A 16811-nucleotide genomic window follows, 5' to 3' on the forward strand; every position below is an offset into this window, starting at 1 on the left:
GTCCCTCAGCGCTTCGGCGACCTTTTTTAATGGTGGCTATTCAGGGTAAGTCTGGAACGAGGCTTCCAATGCCTGCACTACCGCACGAACACGTGCTGCGCGCTGCAAATCGGGGTGAAGTACCAGCCAGATATCCACCCAATCTTTGTTCTCGGGGAAAATGCGTACCAGATCGGGATCGTTATCGGCCAGGAAGCAAGAGAGCAGGCCAATACCCAAGCCGTTACGCGTTGCGGAACGCAGCAGCAATTGGGAATTACATTGCAATACCACATTAGGATCGACCAACGTCTCGCCACAGAAATTATTCCAGTGGCGTGGTACCAATTCGCGCGGGAACATCAGCAGATCGTGGCCACGCAGCTGGCCGCCTTTGGTCGGCACTCCCTGCCTGTCGAGATAATCCTGCGTGGCGTAAAGGCCCATTTCAATGGTGGCCAGGCGTTTGATGATAAGCTCATCGGACTCCGGGCGGGCACCGCGGATCGCCAGATCGGCCCCGCGATAAGAGATGTCAGAAATATTGACCGAGGTCAGTAAGGTTACGGTGATGCGCGGGTATTTCTCGCGCAGGTTTTTCAATGCCGGTATCACAAAGGCTTCCGCCATGGTATCGGTGGTGGCGATGCGGACACTACCACACAGGCTTTCATCGCCGCTGGTGGCTTTGCGGCCGATAGCCTGCACTGCGTTTTCCATGTTCATCACATCTGACAGCATTTCTTCCCCCAGCGGACTGAGAGAGAACGACTTTGGCGTACGGATAAACAGTTTTGAACCTAAGGTCTCTTCAAACGCGCTGACCCGCCGCCCAACGGTAGCCTGATCGACGCGTAGTTCATTGGCCGCTTTTCGTAAAGTGCCGCAGCGTGCTACAGCCAGGAAGAAGCGCGCATCATCCCAATTCATTGTGCCGTTTCCTTCTTGGAATCTTATCGGTTTTCAGCCTGCTTTTACTATGAATGCCTTGTTAGAAAAGGCATTTGTAAAAAATGAGGCTGCTGTATCATCATTATCTATTATGTTTCAGAATATGAATAAATGCATCCTTGTGAAGCAGGTTTGCATCTTTATTTTTATCAAACAATCTTTATGCTGATCGGCGCTCATGTTGCGATATGGCGCAGGTTGTGTTTTGGAATGGCCTTTCCGGCATTAGCAAATACGTATGAGAGCCGGTCTTGGTGGGCGTAATTGCTTGATGGGATCCGCTCTGAATCAGATTGTCTTACCAAGACTGGATATAAAAAATGGAGTCTCAAGTAGAGAGCATGTACGCCCCCGTAGCATTGGCAACTGCGGATGGTGTTAGGGTGATCATGTCACCAGGTGCTAAAGCGGCAGAGAAAAACAATGCAGATGTGATTATCGAAGGATTGGAATCCCGCGGAATTCAGCATGTTTTTCTGGTGCCGGGCAAGCTTGTTTACCCGCTGATTAAATCCATTGATCATTCGACGATTACCGGCATCGTTGGCGCTCACGAAACCGCCTGTGGTTTTATGGCTGATGGCTATGCTCGTGCCAGCCGCAGGTTCGGTGTTTGCTTAGGGATTTCTGGCCCTGGCACCATGAACTTTTTGCCAGCGATGGCGGCCGCACAGGCCGATAAGATCCCGGTACTCTATCTGGCGGGGGGGATTGCCACCTATCATGAAGCGCAGGGCGCATTTCAGGATGGCAGCAACAGCGGTATTGATGAGCTGACCATCGTTAAGCCGCTGCTATCCACGGCCATTGAAGTCAAAAACAACCTCACGCTACAGCATGAACTGCGCCGCAGTTTGTCCTGTTTAAATACTCAGCGCAAAGGGCGTGCCTATCTGAGCGTACCGGTTGATATGCAGAAGACGGTTGCAGCCAGAACAAACCAGCCAGAGCCAATTCGGATGCCGCTGTGCCGTGAAGTCGCGGTAGATCAGCCAGCGTTGGAGATGTTGCTAGACGACTATCTGCTGCGCGGGTTGAATGTGGCTTGTCTGGCGGGGAGCCGCATCAATAATCCGTTGGATGCCGAACTGCTGTTACGTGTGGCCGAAAAATATCGCCTACCGGTTGCCACTACGCTGTCGGGCAAAGGGGCTTTCCCTGAGGATCATGAACTGGCGTTGGGCCTGTATGGTTTTGCTGGCCATACCCGCGCGGTGGAAACCATCAATGGTGACAGCGTGGATGTCTTGCTGGTGCTGGGCTGCGATCTCAGCCAGCGCGATAGCCTGAACTGGGATCCCAAACTGCATGGCACCAAAACGCTGGTGGTGATTGATGAGGATTTCGATAAGGTCAGTTCTCACTATCAGCCCGATTTACAGATTTTCTCCAACCTGAACGGTTCGTTGCAGAGCCTGCTGGAAATTATTGATGATGACGATGTCCGCCTGATTTGCGTAAACCGCTTGCGCGATCAGTGGATGAAGCAGGTGCGCACCTTGCCGTTGGAACAGGAACAGCCGGATCTAGTGGCGCGTATCGCCCTGGGGGAGGCCAATATGTACCCTGGGGATGTGATCAAGCATCTACGCCGCCGCACGGCCGATGACACCAATGTGGTGGTGGACTCAGGTGCGCATCGCATCTTTATGGCACACCATTGGCAGACGCATGGCCGTGGTGACTATCATACCTCCAGCTCGCTGGCTCCCATGGGGTGGGCGATCTGTGCCGGTATTGGCATTAAGCTGGCTGCTCCACAGCGCGATTGCCTGGTGGTCACCGGTGACGGCTGCATGCTGATGCACGGTATGGAGATCCAGACCGCAGCACGTTATCAGGTAAAAATGACCTTTGTGGTGATGAATAACAGCGCACACGGTGCCGTGCATATCGACACGCTGCAAAACCGGGGGGTTTCCGCTGCTTATACCGCATTGCCGAATCATGACTGGAAGGCTTTTGCCAACAGCTTGGGAGTGGCTTCGGCCAAAGCCGCGACGCTCGAGGAACTGGATCAGGCACTGACCATGGCGGCTGAGCATGATGGCCCATTCCTGATTGAGGTGATGGTCGGCAACCACGTGGTTCCCAACCGTTATTATTCCGAGAGCATTAAAGAATACGAACAGCGTATCAAAGGGATATAAAACGTAGCTGCCATGCCTGTGTGTATGGCGGCCTCAACATCGCTATACCCTTCATACTTCAAGTTGCTTGGGTGTTGGCTGCGTGACTCGGCCCATGCTGGGCCTCGCCCCTTCGGGGCCACCGCAAGCGGTGTTCAAATCTGCATGCGCAGATTTGTCATTCACCCTAAGTCACATAGTGGCCTATGCTCCTAGGGCTTCTCTCAGTGGCCGCCTACAAGCAACTCGAATTATTTTGGGTATATCAATGTCACCTCGGTATTTCACCCCATTCTATTTTTTAATCACAACAACGATGGAGCAATAACCATGTATAAATGGGTACTTCTGGCATTAATGGCCGCATTTCAAGGTAACGTGCTGGCGGCTGATGAACATGGTGAAGGGATCACCAAAGAAACCCTACTGAAAACCGAAAACTCATGGGAAGGTACAGCCTACCGGCACTATCCGGCGGGGGCACCGCAAATCACTATGCTTAAAGTTACGGTAGAGCCGAACAAAGTGCTGGCCTGGCATACCCATCCCTGCATCAGTGCGGTGTATATGACCGGCGGCAGTGTTTCTCTTACGGTGAAAGCCACCGGTGTGAAAAAAACGTTCAAACAGGGTGACTCATTTACCGATACGGTAGATATTGTTCATCAGGGCGTTTCCGGTGATAAAGGCGCCGAAATGCTGGTATTCTTTGCCTGTGCAGATAATAAGCCACTGACGGTGAAAGCCGCCGAATAACATACCCGTCATACTTCAAGCTGCAGGTGTGTTGACTACGCTCGTTCACCCCAGTCACATAGTGGCCTATGCTCCTGGGGATTATGAGCCTCATTAATGAGGCTCACCCTACGGGCCAGCGCAAGCGCTGTTCAAATCGGTCTACGACCCATTTGTCACGAGCTTGTCGCGTTACTCGGCCCAAGTTTGGGCCTCGCCCCTGTGGGGCCAGCACAAGTGCTGTTCAAAAACGCGTTGCGCTTTTGTCCTGCAACTCGAATTATTTAGGGTATAAATGAGTTCGCGGCCCGATTGGGCCGCATTCCGGGGAAATCATGGTTGCGTTATGGATGGTCGTTGCCAGTGCGTTTTTCGCATTGATGGGGGCCTGTATCAAACTGGCTTCAGCGAAGGTCGGTTTTTTTGACATCATTTTCTATCGTTCATTTATCAACGTGGCGATAGTGGCAGCGCTGATTCAAATCAAGAATATCGGTTTCCGTACCCAGCATCTTGGGTTGCATATGAAGCGTGCTGCCATCGGCAATGCCGCCATGTACTGCGGTTTCTACTCGCTGATTCATCTGCCTATCGCCACGGCGGCGACCCTCGGTTATACCAATCCCATCTTTCAGTCGGTGATCGTTTTCGTAACGACCAAAGGTCAACTGACCGGTAAACTGCTGTTCTCCGTCTTGCTGGGTTTTGTCGGTATCCTGATTCTTTTGCGCCCGGATGTACCGCACGGTGAGTTTGCGGCGACGTTAATCGGTTTGTTTTCCGGGTTATTAACCGCGCTGGCCTATTTTAACGTCGGTAAACTGGTACGCGCCGGTGAACCTGAACTGCGCGTGGTGTTCTATTTCTCCCTGGTGGGAACGCTGGTGGGCGTTGTGATGGCATTGATCGTCGGGTTCTCGGCACTGGATGCCGCCACGTTGCTGTGCGTCTGTGCCATCGGTATCTTCGGCAGCCTGGGACAAATCACCATGACCCGCGCCTATGGCAGCGGTAACGCGGTGATTGTCAGCATACTTTCTTACAGCACCATTATTTTCTCCACGCTGCTCGGCTACCTGATGTTTGCAGAAGCACTGTCTTCGATTGCCGCAGTTGGCATGGCATTGATCATTCTCTCTGGGGCGTTGGCCATGCTGCGGCGTGCGCCAGCAAAAGCCGCCGCCAAAACCGCATCGGTGTAATTTTGCATCTAAATGCATGCATTAATGAATCACTGTGATGCGTTATTGGCTATTTTGGCAGTTAGATCCGAACGGTATGATGAGCGCGTTTTCTGATTGGGGCTACTTTCGGAAAGCGCGGTTTATTGCAGGCGTAGGCTTGATCGTTTCGGGAGAGGATAATGTCAGACGGTGTGGCTGTTGATGGATCAACTAGAACGGACTCGAGTTCTTCGCGTTTTGCTATTCTGCTGTTTCTAGCGCTGGCATTGATGTCTGCGCTGCTGAACAGCAGTGCACCGACGCCGCTTTATCCCCTTTATCAGCATGAACTGGCTTTAACTTCGGTAAGCCTGACGGTTATTTACGGTGCTTATGCTGCGGGTGTGCTGATTTCTCTGTTCGGCGTGGGCAACCTGGCCGGAAAGGTGAAAGATCTGCGCAGCATGATTGTCCCGGCGTTACTGGTGGTGCTGGTTGGAGCTCTGCTATTTGCGCTGGCGGATTCATTTCTCATGTTGTTTATCGCACGCTTGCTGGCAGGGATTGGCACTGGGGCATTGACCGGTGCGGCCAATATTGCACTGGTGCGTTTTGGCCCGAAGGACGGGGGCAAAAACGCCGCGCTGATCGCCACGCTGTCGTTTACCACCGGGCTGGCACTGGGGCCGATTTTCAGCGGTGTCGCATTGCAGACCGGGTTCTATACCACGTCGCTGCCGTTTGTCATCATTATGGCCGTTGCGGCTACGGCGGCGTTGGGCGTGATGCTGAAGTGGCCACAGGATGTGGTGATTGCACCAAGCAGCGGGCAGGCTGCGGAAGTTGTAGTAGAAAAAAGCAGTTTGGCGGATGGCTTGCGGGCCACCGGCAGTCAATTCTTCCTGTGTGCTGGGGCGTTATTCATCTGCTGGGCGGTGGCGGCGAGCATTCTGGCAATTGGCCCCAGCGTGGCGGAAAAGCTGTTGGGTATACAAAGCCGTGGTGTTTATGGCTATGTGATTGCGGTGTATCTGGTGATTGCCGGTATCAGTCAGATTTTAAGCCGTCGCTTTAATGCGCGCTATTCGTTGATGTTTGGTTGCCTGGCGCAGGCGTTGGCTGTGGTGGTGTTTGCCGAGGCGATCCTGATCCATTCATTGGGCCTGGCTGCGGTGGGCATGGTGATTGCGGGTTATGCCTACGGAGCAATTTTTGTTGGCAGTGCGACGCTGGTGAACCTGATTTCACCCAAGGCTTGCCATGCGCGTTTGATCTCGCTGTTTTATGTGATCGCTTATATTGCCAACTGGGTACCTATTCTGTTGGGTGTAGTGATCGACCATGCCAGCCTGCATCTGGCGGTCAATCTGTTATTTATGGTCAGCGCTGTGGTTTGCCTGGCCTTGGGTCTACTGGTAATGCGAGCGAAATTCCCGCGTTAAAACCAATAAGGATAACCCGCGTTACTGCCGATTTCCCTGGTGTTGTGTACTATTTCCAGCGTGCTTGCACGCTGTTTTTTTTTAAGAAATCCTCTTCATTAATACAGCGTTATCTTTGATTGCCTCTTACCTGTAGCTTGAAAATTACTCTTCACGGTTAATCCATAAGCAACTGGCTGATATGCCAAGACGCTGACGGTATTTTTCCGCCCGCCGGTTTTGATTTACCGTATAATTCCCCACATTAAGTTTGGTTAATGAGGTTGCAGTGGAACAACTTTCGGGATTGTTGCGGCAGTTACGTCAGCAGCTTGCGCAGGGTTTCCCCTCTGAAGCCGGATTTCGGCAGATAACATTACCGGTTCCCGATCGCCTGGCCGCCACGTTACTTGAGTGGTTGGCGGCACAAACGCTATTCCCGCAGTTTTATTGGCGCCATCGTGAAGCGCGGCGAGAAGCTGCGGTATGTGGCGCAGTCAGGCAATTCTCGCATCCTTTGCCGGCGCAGGCGTTTCTGCATGCACATCCCGGTGCTCGCCTGTGGGGGCTGAACGCTTTTGACGACAGCGCGTTGCTGCTGTTGCCGCGTGTGGAGATCCAGAGTTGCAGCGGCAAGGGTGAACTGACGCTGAATCTGTTTTCTGAATCCTCATTGCATGAAGACGCTATTGCCGCCAGCCGCTGGCTTGAGGAACTGGCGGCGGCAAAACCGATCGCGGATTTGCAGGTAACGGTGCAATCGGTGCTGCATCAGCCAGAGCGTTCAGCTTGGGACGCTATGCTGCGTGAGGCGCTGACCGCGATCGAACATCAGCAGCTCGATAAGGTGGTGTTGGCACGCAGCACGCGGCTGACGCTGGCAAGCCCGCTGTTTGCACCCGCGTTGATGGCCGCCAGCCGCAAGGTTAACCACCGTTGCTACCATTTTATGATGCGTTTCGATGCGCATTCGGCCTTTCTTGGTTCAAGCCCGGAAAGATTGTATCTGCGTGAAGGGCAGCATTTACTGACCGAAGCGCTGGCGGGCACCGTTGCCAGCCATACGGATGAGCAACAGGCACGCGCGTTGGCACAGTGGCTGCTGCAGGATGCCAAGAACCAACAGGAAAACCTACTGGTGGTGGATGATATCTGCCAGCGCTTGCAAGGGGGCGCCAGTGCGGTAGACGTTTTGCCCGCCGAAGTGGTGCGCTTGCGTAAAGTACAGCACCTGCGGCGGCGGATTGAAGGGCAACTGAACCGTGGTGACGACGCCGACTGCCTGCAACGGCTTCAGCCTACCGCTGCGGTGGCCGGGTTGCCACGCCAGGCAGCACGTGACTTTATCCGCCTGCATGAACCTTTCTCTCGCCATTGGTATGCCGGATCGGCCGGTTATTTGTCTATTGAGCAATCCGAATTTTGTGTGGCGCTGCGTTCCACCCAGATCGATGGTGATCAGGTCCAACTTTATGCTGGTGCGGGTATTGTTGCCGGTTCGGATCCGGCCGAAGAGTGGCAGGAAATCGAAAATAAAGTAGCCGGTTTGCGGACTCTTCTGCAACCAGAAGGCGGCCTCTGAACCGGAATTGATGTATTCCGGCTCAGCCTGCCACGGAGAGTTACGGCGTTTTTGCGCCAGCGCAAAAGCCGCAAAGATGATTACTTATATAATTTAGAGTTATAGCCCCTGGAGTGATACCTCTTGTTAGTTATCCTCCGAGTATAACTTCTGTTTACTGACTCGTGAGCGAACTATGTCGACAAGTGTTTTTAATCGCCGGTGGGCGGCGTTGCTGTTAGAAGCGCTGGCACGCCATGGGGTGCGGCATATCTGTATCGCTCCGGGATCGCGCTCCACACCCTTGACGCTGGCGGCGGCTGCCAACAGGTCTTTTACCTGCCATACCCATTTTGATGAACGTGGGCTGGGCCACTTGGCGCTCGGCCTGGCAAAAGCGGCGCGCGAACCGGTGGCGGTGATCGTCACCTCTGGCACCGCTGCGGCCAATCTCTATCCTTCCCTGATTGAAGCCGGGCTGACCGGTGAGCGATTAGTCTTTCTCACTGCCGATCGGCCGCCAGAACTGATTGATTGCGGTGCCAATCAGGCGATTCGCCAACCGGGTCTCTATGCGAGCCACCCAACGCTGAATATTGATTTGCCACGCCCTAGCGCGGATATTCCCGCCCGCTGGCTGGTTTCTACTTTAGATAGCGCGATGGCGCGCCTGTCGCACGGTGCGTTGCATATCAACTGCCCGTTTGCCGAACCGCTGTATGGCGGTGATGAGCAGCAGTATGCCGAATGGTCGGCGGCATTGGGCGATTGGTGGCAAGGGGCCCAGCCTTGGCTGCGAGAAGTGGATGCGCATCAGGTATTGCAACAGCCAGATTGGTTTGTCTGGCGGCAAAAGCGTGGGGTGGTGATCGCCGGGCGTATGAGCGCTGAAGAGGGAGTGCGGTTGGCCGAATGGGCCGACATGCTGGGTTGGCCATTGATTGGTGACGTCCTTTCGCAAACCGGTCAACCTTTACCCTGTGCCGATTTGTGGCTGGCGCAACCACAGGCGCGCCAATTGCTGGAAAATGCGCAACTGGTGGTGCAGTTTGGCAGCAGCCTGACCGGCAAACGCCTGCTGAAATGGCAAGAGCATTGCCAACCAGAGGAATATTGGCTGATTGATTCACTGCCTGGTCGGCTCGATCCGGCGCACCATCGTGGCCGCCGACTTCACGCCGCCGTGGGCGAGTGGCTCGATCTACACCCGGCACAGATAGGTGCGCCGTGGGCTGAAGATTTGGCAGCCTTGGCGCAGAATTCTTTTGATGCTGTGTCTGAATATTTGGTCAATCGCTTCGGTGAGGCGCAACTGGCTCACCGGTTGCCGGAGCTATTGCCAGAAAACGGCCAACTGTTTCTCGGCAATAGCCTGATTGTGCGCTTGATCGACGCATTGGCACAGTTGCCAGCCGGTTATCCTGTGTTCAGCAATCGCGGAGCCAGCGGCATTGATGGGCTGATTTCCACCGCCGCAGGCGTGCAGCGCGCCACGGCTAAACCCACCCTGGCGGTAGTCGGCGATCTTTCCGCGTTATATGACCTGAATGCGTTGGCATTGCTGCGCCAATCTTCTGCACCGATGGTGTTGATTGTGGTGAATAATAACGGTGGCCAGATCTTCTCGCTGCTGCCAACGCCGGAATTGGAGCGCGAGCGTTTTTACTGTATGCCGCAGAACGTGGATTTTAGCCATGCGGCGGCAATGTTCCAGCTGAATTACGCCTGCTCGCAAAATTGGCAGCAGTTGCAACAGGCGGTGGAGCAGGGCTGGTGCCGCGAAGGAACGACGTTAATTGAATTGCAGGTGCCGCCGAGCGATGGCGCAGAGACGTTACAACATCTGGTACAACACAAGGTGGTGAACTGATGCTGGCTTCACGCGTTTTACAACAGGGCGAAAGCCATCGCCCGTGGTTGGTTTGGTTGCATGGCCTGCTGGGCAACAACAATGAGTGGCGGGTTATCGCTTCTCGCTGCGAGCAGTGGCCTTCGCTGGCGATCGATCTGCCCGGCCATGGGGATTCTGCTGCCCAGCCCTGCGAGGACTTTGCCGATATCAGCCGGCAAATCACCGCCACGCTGCAACATCACAAAATTGAAAGTTACTGGCTGGTGGGCTATTCGCTCGGCGGCCGGATTGCCATGTACCACGCTTGCTACGGTGAGCATCAGGGGTTGCAGGGGATTGTGGTCGAAGGCGGTAATCCGGGGTTGGAGAGCGAAGAACTACGCACTCAGCGCCGTGCCCATGATGCCAACTGGGCCAGTCGTTTTCGCGCTGAACCTATTGAGCAGGTGCTGCTGGATTGGTATCAGCAACCGATATTTGACGATCTGAGCGCGGTACACCGTGAAGCGCTGATCTCAGCCCGTTCTGCCAATATTGGCTCGGCGGTGGCCGATATGCTGGAAGCCACTTCGCTCGGGCGGCAGCCGTGGTTGGTGCCACAATTACAACGTTTGACGCTGCCGATGCGGGTGCTGTGTGGCGTTGATGATCACAAATTTCAAATGCTGGCGCGCGATGCCGGTTTGCCGCTGCGTACCGTGCCACTGGCCGGACATAACGCGCATTTAGCGAACCCGGCGGATTTTGCCGCCGCGTTACATGAATTTCTTGATAATAAAGGAACTGAACATGCTGTATCCCAATGAAGAACAACTGTACGCCGCCATTGAGTGGCAGGACTGTTCCGGCGATTTCGAGGACATCCTGTACCACAAATCCAGCGATGGCATTGCCAAAATCACCATCAACCGCCCGCAGGTACGTAACGCCTTCCGCCCGCATACGGTGAAAGAGATGATCGATGCGTTGGCGAACGCGCGTTATGACGATGGGATCGGCACTATCATTCTTACCGGTGCTGGTGACAAGGCCTTCTGCTCCGGTGGCGATCAGAAAGTGCGGGGCGACTACGGCGGCTATCGTGATGACAGCGGCGTGCACCACCTGAACGTGCTGGATTTCCAGCGCCAGATCCGCACCTGCCCGAAGCCGGTGGTGGCGATGGTGGCTGGTTACTCTATTGGCGGCGGTCACGTATTGCATATGATGTGCGATCTGACCATTGCGGCCGATAACGCCATTTTTGGCCAGACTGGGCCGAAGGTTGGTTCCTTTGACGGCGGCTGGGGCGCTTCTTACATGGCGCGCATTGTTGGCCAGAAAAAAGCGCGTGAGATCTGGTTCCTGTGTCGCCAGTACGATGCTGCGGCTGCGTTGGATATGGGCTTAGTCAATACCGTGGTGCCATTGGCGGATCTGGAAAAAGAAACCGTGCGCTGGTGCCGTGAGATGCTGCAAAACAGCCCGATGGCCTTGCGCTGCCTGAAAGCAGCGCTCAACGCCGACTGTGACGGCCAGGCAGGTTTGCAGGAGCTGGCGGGTAACGCCACCATGTTGTTCTATATGACCGACGAAGGTCAGGAAGGGCGCAACGCATTCAATGAAAAGCGCCAGCCGGACTTCAGCAAATTCAAGCGTAATCCGTAATGACCGCGCTAACTCGTAACGCAGCCCTTTACCGTTACTGCCTGCCGATGGAGGCGGGCGTGGTGCTGCGCAACCAGCGGTTAAAAACCCGTGATGGCTTACTGATCCACCTGCAACAGGGGGATCAGCAGGGTTGGGGCGAGATCGCGCCGCTGCCGGAATTCAGTCAGGAAACGCTCGAGCAGGCACAGCAGGCCGCCTTAATCTGGCTACAGGCGTGGCTGGTGGGTGAGGCCAGCGCTGCCAGCGAACCGCCGTCGGTGGCTTTCGGCACCAGTTGCGCGTTGGCTGAATTGGCAGAGCAGTTGCCGTTGCAGGCCGACTATCGCAAGGCTCCGCTTTGTACCGGCGATCCCGACGAATTGTTTGCGGTGCTGAGCGCATTGCCGGGCGAGAAGGTAGCCAAGGTGAAAGTGGGCCTGTATGAGGCGGTGCGCGATGGCATGGTGGTCAACGTGCTGCTAGAGGCTTTGCCAGATCTTAAATTGCGGCTGGATGCCAACCGCAGTTGGACGCGCGCCAAGGCCGACAGCTTTGCCAAGTATGTCAACCCGGCATGGCGCGATCGCATCGCATTTCTGGAAGAGCCCTGCAAAACTCGTGATGAGTCGCGGGATTTTGCGCAGGCAACCGGTATTGCTATCGCCTGGGATGAGAGCGTGCGTGAAGCGGACTTTGTGGTGCAGGCCGAGCCGGGTGTGGCCGCGATTGTTATCAAACCAACGCTGGTCGGCAGCTTGAACCGCTGCCGTGAACTGATCGAGCAGGCGCACCAAGCGGGGTTAGTCGCAGTGATCAGCTCCAGCATTGAATCCAGTCTGGGGCTAACGCAGCTGGCACGCATTGCCCATTGGCTGACGCCGGATACCGTACCGGGGCTGGATACTTTGAACCTGATGCAGGCGCAGCTGATGCGCGGTTGGCCAGAGAGTACGCTGCCGTTGCTCGGTACGGATGCGCTGGAGTGCTTATGGCGCAGCTAAACGACTGGCCGTGGCGCTATTGGGCCGCTCAGAACCCGCAGGCGACGGCGGTGATCGTTGGGCATCAGCCGATCGGCTGGCTTGAGCTGCAACGGCAGGTTGATCTGCTGGCGGCGGATTTTCAGCAGCAAGGGGTTTTGCCGGGCTGTGGTGTGGTGCTGTGTGGTAAAAACAGCTATCCATTGTTGCTGGCTTATTTGGCATTGCTGCAATGCGGGGCACGCGTGTTGCCGCTTAACCCGGCGTTGCCTACTTCTATGTTGGCTGCGTTATTGCCGGATTTGGATATTGCTTTTGCTTTCAGCCCCGATGGTTTACCCGAACTAGCGCCTGAAATTATCCGATTATCGTCATCAGCAGGAACGGCATACCCTCTGCAAGAGCTACCGTGGAATGCACAACGGTTGGCAACGCTGACGCTGACCTCCGGTTCCAGCGGCTTGCCAAAAGCGGCCGCACACAGCTATGCCGGGCACCTTGCCAGCGCCGAAGGTGTGCTGCATCTGATGGACTTTCAGCCGCAGGATCGCTGGTTGCTTTCTCTGCCGCTGTTCCACGTTTCTGGGCAAGGCATTATTTGGCGCTGGCTGGTGGCAGGTGCGCAGTTGGTGGTGCGTGATATGCAGCCGTTGGCCGACGCGCTGGCTGGTTGCACTCATGCTTCTCTGGTACCGACCCAGTTATGGCGCTTGCTGTCTGAACCGATGACCGAACATGCGTTGAAAGAGGTGCTGCTCGGTGGGGCGATGATCCCGGTTTCGCTCACTCAGCAGGCAGAGGCGATGGGGATCCGCTGCTGGTGCGGTTACGGTCTAACCGAACTGGCTTCCACGGTATGCGCCAAACGCGCCGACGAACGGCCGGGCGTAGGCTTGCCGCTGTATGGCCGCGAGATACGGCTGGTGGATCAGGAGGTGTGGATCCGCTCGCCAAGCCTGGCGCTGGGTTATTGGCACCAAGGGGCGCTGCTGCCGATCGCCGATGAGCAGGGCTGGTTCCACACGCGCGATCGTGGTGCGATGGAGCAGGGCGAACTGCGGATTATCGGTCGGTTGGACAATCTGTTCTTCAGCGGTGGTGAAGGGGTGCAACCCGAAGACGTTGAACGGGTACTGGCAGCGCATCCGCAGATCCTGCAAGTGTTTATCGTGCCGGTTGACGATCCCGAGTTCGGCCAGCGGCCAGTGGCGGTGATTGACTACGAAGGTGAGTTGACGCTGGATGCCTTGCTGGCATGGGCGGATGCCTTGCTGGCCAATTTCCAGCGGCCAATCGCGCTGTTTGCTCTACGTGACGAACTGAAAACCGGCGGTATCAAGATTTCGCGCCGCCGCTTACGGCAGTGGGTAGTTGAGCAGTTGAAGGGGTCTCGCTGAAAAACAAGGCCGCTTAAGCGGATAATACTCGTACAACGGCTCATACCCGTGTAGGACAGCGGTTTGCAGAACACCATGGGGGTAGCGAAGATGCTCCCGTGGATATTTGCTCTGGCAAGTATTTGTCGGGAGCGCCTCAGAGGTTATTTTTTGTTCATTATTCAGTGCTGAAATCATAGCGTTGAGCATGATCCTTATTGATTAGAGAATCATGCCGCTTCAATAATTACGTGTGTATATAAGAAATATCCATAATGTATTTCCTGTTGTTGCCCTTATTTAAAAAGATCACGAGATTTAATAGAGGATTTATTCTTGTGAAAAACAAGAAATATCCTTTTTTGAAAACATAACTAATAAGGTGAGGCTTTGTTATTACAGTAATAATTATATTGATTAATCTCATGTGTGAGGTTATTCTTAACGGCATACGCAGATGGTGTCCTATAAGTACCCGCTTGTTTATGCTTTAATAAAGGCATAAATCTTGTGTCTTTATAGTGAGCGTGAATTTGTTGCTATTATAGCGATGGGGGAACGTTTAATTTATTTTCAATTTTATATAAGGATGATATTGTGAAGAAAATTAATTTATCTGAAGCTAGCGTCATTGTTGGCGGTACCGCCGCTCCGGTTTGTACTGTTAGCTTCGAGAAAACTTCACCTACAGTTTGCATGGAAGTAAACACATGCGTAGATAAGAACGGCAACGTCGTAAGCACGACGAGTGAATCAGCCGATCTGGTTAAATGTGCATAATATTCTAAATTAATACGTTTTTTTTAGAATATAATTTCAGTGCTGATGCGATAGGTATTCTCGCATCAGCCTGTTTAAATATTGTTCATTTCAAATAAAAGGGAATGTAATTGCTATTGGTGTTATCAGTAGCGCAAGCGTACTAAAAGACAATGATTGTCCCTCCTGTTATAAGAGCTAGTTGCTGCTGCCAATAAACAGTGTTTGGAAGTGGCCGAACATCAGCGTAATATCACTATTCTCCCCGATATCACGCCAGACTATACCGTGAATACTAATAATGCTGAAACGGCGAAATTGTACTGTCAATTATTTAATTGTCCGCTAATGCGCACTGCTGCGTTATTTGTATTATGACAAGGAAATGACAGTCCCTGTTTATCCGCTGGTGGCTGTGCATTGTTTAAAAACGGAATTGCCAGTGATAATTGAAGCATCCCTCGCCCGGTACTTGGAAAACTGGTTGTTCTGGCTATCTTGTGGTTTTTTTATGTGCATTATTCTAGTTGTCTAAGGCCGGCGTGAGAGTATTTATTTTAAAATCAGATGGTTATATTTGTCAGATTACGACCAAATGGCCGTAATCTGATATGTGTATGAGAAGCCGCCCCGAAGGAGAGGGCTAGCCTTAACTGATTATTTCAAACCTAACGCCTTGGCGACACCGGCACCGTAGTCTGGGTGCACCTTGGCGAACAGGTCAACCTGGCGGCGCTGGATCTGTTCTGGCACCTGCGACAGCTCATCGGCAATGCGTGTGAACATACGCTGATGCTCTTCAGCGCTCAGCAGGTTGAACAGCGCCCGTGGCTGGCTGTAGTAATCGTCGTCTTCGCGATGATTCCAGTGATCCGCCGCACCTTCGAGGCTCAACGGTGGCTCGCTGAAGTCCGGTTGCTCCTGGAACAGGCCAAAGCTGTTTGGCTCATAGGTGACGCCGTTGCCGCTGTTGCCGTCTACGCGCATCGCGCCGTCACGGTGATAGTTGTGGAACGGGCATTTGGCACCGTTGACCGGGATTTGGTGATGGTTGACTCCCAGGCGGTAGCGATGTGCATCGCCGTAGGAGAACAAACGGCCCTGCAACATTCTGTCCGGTGAGAAACCGATGCCTGGCACCACGTTGGCCGGGTTCATCGCCACTTGCTCTACTTCGGAGAAGTAGTTGTCCGGGTTGCGGTTCAACTCGAAGAAACCAACTTCGATCAGCGGATAGTCGCTGTGTGGCCAGACTTTGGTCAGGTCAAACGGGTTATACGGGGTCTGTGAGGCTTCGTGCTCGGGCATGATCTGGACTTGCAGCGTCCAGCGCGGGAAATTGCCCTGTTTGATCGCGTCAAACAGATCGCGTTGCGAGCTTTCACGGTCTTTGGCGATGATCGCTTCTGCCTCATCATCCATCAGGTTTTCGATGCCTTGTTCACAGCGGAAGTGGAATTTCACCCAGAACCGCTCGTTATTAGCATTGATAAAACTGAACGTATGGCTACCGAAACCGTGCATATGGCGGTAAGACTTGGGCAGGCCGCGATCGCTGAAGTCGATGGTCAACTGGTGCAGGGCTTCCGGCAGGTGCGAGAAGAAATCCCATTTATAAATCGGGTTGCGCAGGTTGGTGTGCGGGTCGCGTTTTACCACGTGGTTGAGATCGGGGAATTTGAGCGGATCGCGCAGATAAAACACTGGCGTATCGTTGCCCACCAGATCCCAGTTGCCTTCTTCGGTGTAAAACTTCATCGCAAAGCCACGAATATCACGTTCGGCATCGGCGGCACCGCGCTCACCGGCTACGGTAGAGAAGCGAACGAACAACTCGGTTTTTTTGCCAATCTCGGAGAAGATTTTTGCGCGAGTGTATTGGGTGATGTCGTGAGTCACCGTGAAGGTGCCGTATGCACCGGAACCCTTGGCATGCATGCGGCGTTCTGGGATCACTTCACGATCAAAGTGGGCCAGTTTTTCCAGCAGCCACACGTCTTGCATCAGCAGTGGGCCACGTTTCCCGGCGGTCATCGAATTATTATTATCAACAACGGGTGCACCGGCCGCAGTGGTTAATCCTTTCTTGCTCATCAATTGCTCCTTACTGTATTGCAGTTAAGTTGATTGCTCATACTCGGGGGGACATAATCGTAATTAATGAAAAGCCCTAGGTTGCTGGCTTATATCAATGGCATTACTAGTTGTAGTCCTATTCTCGACCAGGGGCAAATAGGCACCGGTTATCGTTGCGATACGGGGTTGGTTGATTTTCA

At 54.0% G+C, this 16811-nt stretch carries 12 protein-coding genes; 10 read left to right on the forward strand and 2 right to left on the reverse strand.

Annotation, left to right across the window (positions count from 1 at the left end; genetic code table 11):
* Positions 1-36: 36 nt before the first annotated feature.
* The gene (locus AC2A1E_RS20425; RefSeq protein ID WP_484385286.1) at positions 37-909 is read right to left on the reverse strand and encodes a LysR family transcriptional regulator; all 873 of its coding nucleotides are present in this window, start codon (positions 907-909) and stop codon (positions 37-39) included.
* Positions 910-1250: 341 nt separating this feature from the next.
* Here AC2A1E_RS20425 and AC2A1E_RS20430 point away from each other — a divergent pair, with 341 nt between their 5' ends.
* The 10 genes from AC2A1E_RS20430 (at position 1251) to menE (ending at position 13797) form a co-directional block, all read left to right on the forward strand.
* A complete protein-coding gene (locus AC2A1E_RS20430) occupies positions 1251-3080 on the forward strand; it encodes a thiamine pyrophosphate-binding protein (protein ID WP_484385287.1) in 1830 nt (609 codons plus the stop codon).
* A 309-nt stretch (positions 3081-3389) separates the two neighbouring features.
* On the forward strand, positions 3390-3815 hold the full coding sequence (locus tag AC2A1E_RS20435) for a cupin domain-containing protein (RefSeq protein ID WP_459402034.1): 426 nt from the start codon (positions 3390-3392) through the stop codon (positions 3813-3815).
* 314 nt (positions 3816-4129) lie between these two features.
* Complete coding sequence (locus AC2A1E_RS20440) at positions 4130-4996, forward strand: DMT family transporter (protein ID WP_459402035.1); 867 nt, start codon at positions 4130-4132, stop codon at positions 4994-4996.
* A gap of 161 nt (positions 4997-5157) precedes the next feature.
* Entirely contained in the window at positions 5158-6399 is a 1242-nt protein-coding gene (locus tag AC2A1E_RS20445) for an MFS transporter (RefSeq protein WP_484385288.1), read from the forward strand.
* A 268-nt stretch (positions 6400-6667) separates the two neighbouring features.
* Positions 6668-7960: an isochorismate synthase MenF gene (menF, locus tag AC2A1E_RS20450; protein WP_484385289.1), complete on the forward strand. Its 1293-nt coding sequence runs from the start codon at positions 6668-6670 to the stop codon at positions 7958-7960.
* Positions 7961-8135: 175 nt separating this feature from the next.
* Positions 8136-9809 (forward strand): 2-succinyl-5-enolpyruvyl-6-hydroxy-3-cyclohexene-1-carboxylic-acid synthase, encoded by a 1674-nt coding sequence (menD, locus tag AC2A1E_RS20455; RefSeq protein ID WP_484385290.1) that lies wholly within the window; start codon positions 8136-8138, stop codon positions 9807-9809.
* Positions 9809-10597: a 2-succinyl-6-hydroxy-2,4-cyclohexadiene-1-carboxylate synthase gene (menH, locus tag AC2A1E_RS20460; RefSeq protein WP_484385291.1), complete on the forward strand. Its 789-nt coding sequence runs from the start codon at positions 9809-9811 to the stop codon at positions 10595-10597. Before menD ends, menH begins: the two co-directional genes overlap by 1 nt.
* A complete protein-coding gene (menB, locus tag AC2A1E_RS20465) occupies positions 10581-11438 on the forward strand; it encodes a 1,4-dihydroxy-2-naphthoyl-CoA synthase (RefSeq protein ID WP_459402040.1) in 858 nt (285 codons plus the stop codon). Before menH ends, menB begins: the two co-directional genes overlap by 17 nt.
* Positions 11438-12421, forward strand: coding sequence for an o-succinylbenzoate synthase (gene menC / locus AC2A1E_RS20470; protein ID WP_484385292.1), 984 nt, complete (start codon positions 11438-11440; stop codon positions 12419-12421). The genes menB and menC overlap by 1 nt, the downstream gene beginning before the upstream one ends.
* On the forward strand, positions 12409-13797 hold the full coding sequence (gene menE, locus AC2A1E_RS20475; protein WP_484385293.1) for an o-succinylbenzoate--CoA ligase: 1389 nt from the start codon (positions 12409-12411) through the stop codon (positions 13795-13797). The genes menC and menE overlap by 13 nt, the downstream gene beginning before the upstream one ends.
* A 1395-nt stretch (positions 13798-15192) precedes the next feature.
* Here menE and katA read toward each other — a convergent pair.
* Complete coding sequence (gene katA, locus AC2A1E_RS20480) at positions 15193-16629, reverse strand: catalase KatA (protein WP_484385294.1); 1437 nt, start codon at positions 16627-16629, stop codon at positions 15193-15195.
* Between the last annotated feature and the right edge of the window lie 182 nt (positions 16630-16811).

This window comes from Serratia sp. HNCC26DJ206 (assembly GCF_057180605.1).

Coding starts and splice junctions, on each gene's coding strand:
- AC2A1E_RS20425 (WP_484385286.1), bottom strand. CDS start 909: ATGAATTGGGATGATGCGCGCTTCTTCCTGGCTGTAGCACGCTGCGGC.
- AC2A1E_RS20430 (WP_484385287.1), top strand. CDS start 1,251: ATGGAGTCTCAAGTAGAGAGCATGTACGCCCCCGTAGCATTGGCAACT.
- AC2A1E_RS20435 (WP_459402034.1), top strand. CDS start 3,390: ATGTATAAATGGGTACTTCTGGCATTAATGGCCGCATTTCAAGGTAAC.
- AC2A1E_RS20440 (WP_459402035.1), top strand. CDS start 4,130: ATGGTTGCGTTATGGATGGTCGTTGCCAGTGCGTTTTTCGCATTGATG.
- AC2A1E_RS20445 (WP_484385288.1), top strand. CDS start 5,158: ATGTCAGACGGTGTGGCTGTTGATGGATCAACTAGAACGGACTCGAGT.
- menD (WP_484385290.1), top strand. CDS start 8,136: ATGTCGACAAGTGTTTTTAATCGCCGGTGGGCGGCGTTGCTGTTAGAA.
- menH (WP_484385291.1), top strand. CDS start 9,809: ATGCTGGCTTCACGCGTTTTACAACAGGGCGAAAGCCATCGCCCGTGG.
- menB (WP_459402040.1), top strand. CDS start 10,581: ATGCTGTATCCCAATGAAGAACAACTGTACGCCGCCATTGAGTGGCAG.
- menC (WP_484385292.1), top strand. CDS start 11,438: ATGACCGCGCTAACTCGTAACGCAGCCCTTTACCGTTACTGCCTGCCG.
- menE (WP_484385293.1), top strand. CDS start 12,409: ATGGCGCAGCTAAACGACTGGCCGTGGCGCTATTGGGCCGCTCAGAAC.
- katA (WP_484385294.1), bottom strand. CDS start 16,629: ATGAGCAAGAAAGGATTAACCACTGCGGCCGGTGCACCCGTTGTTGAT.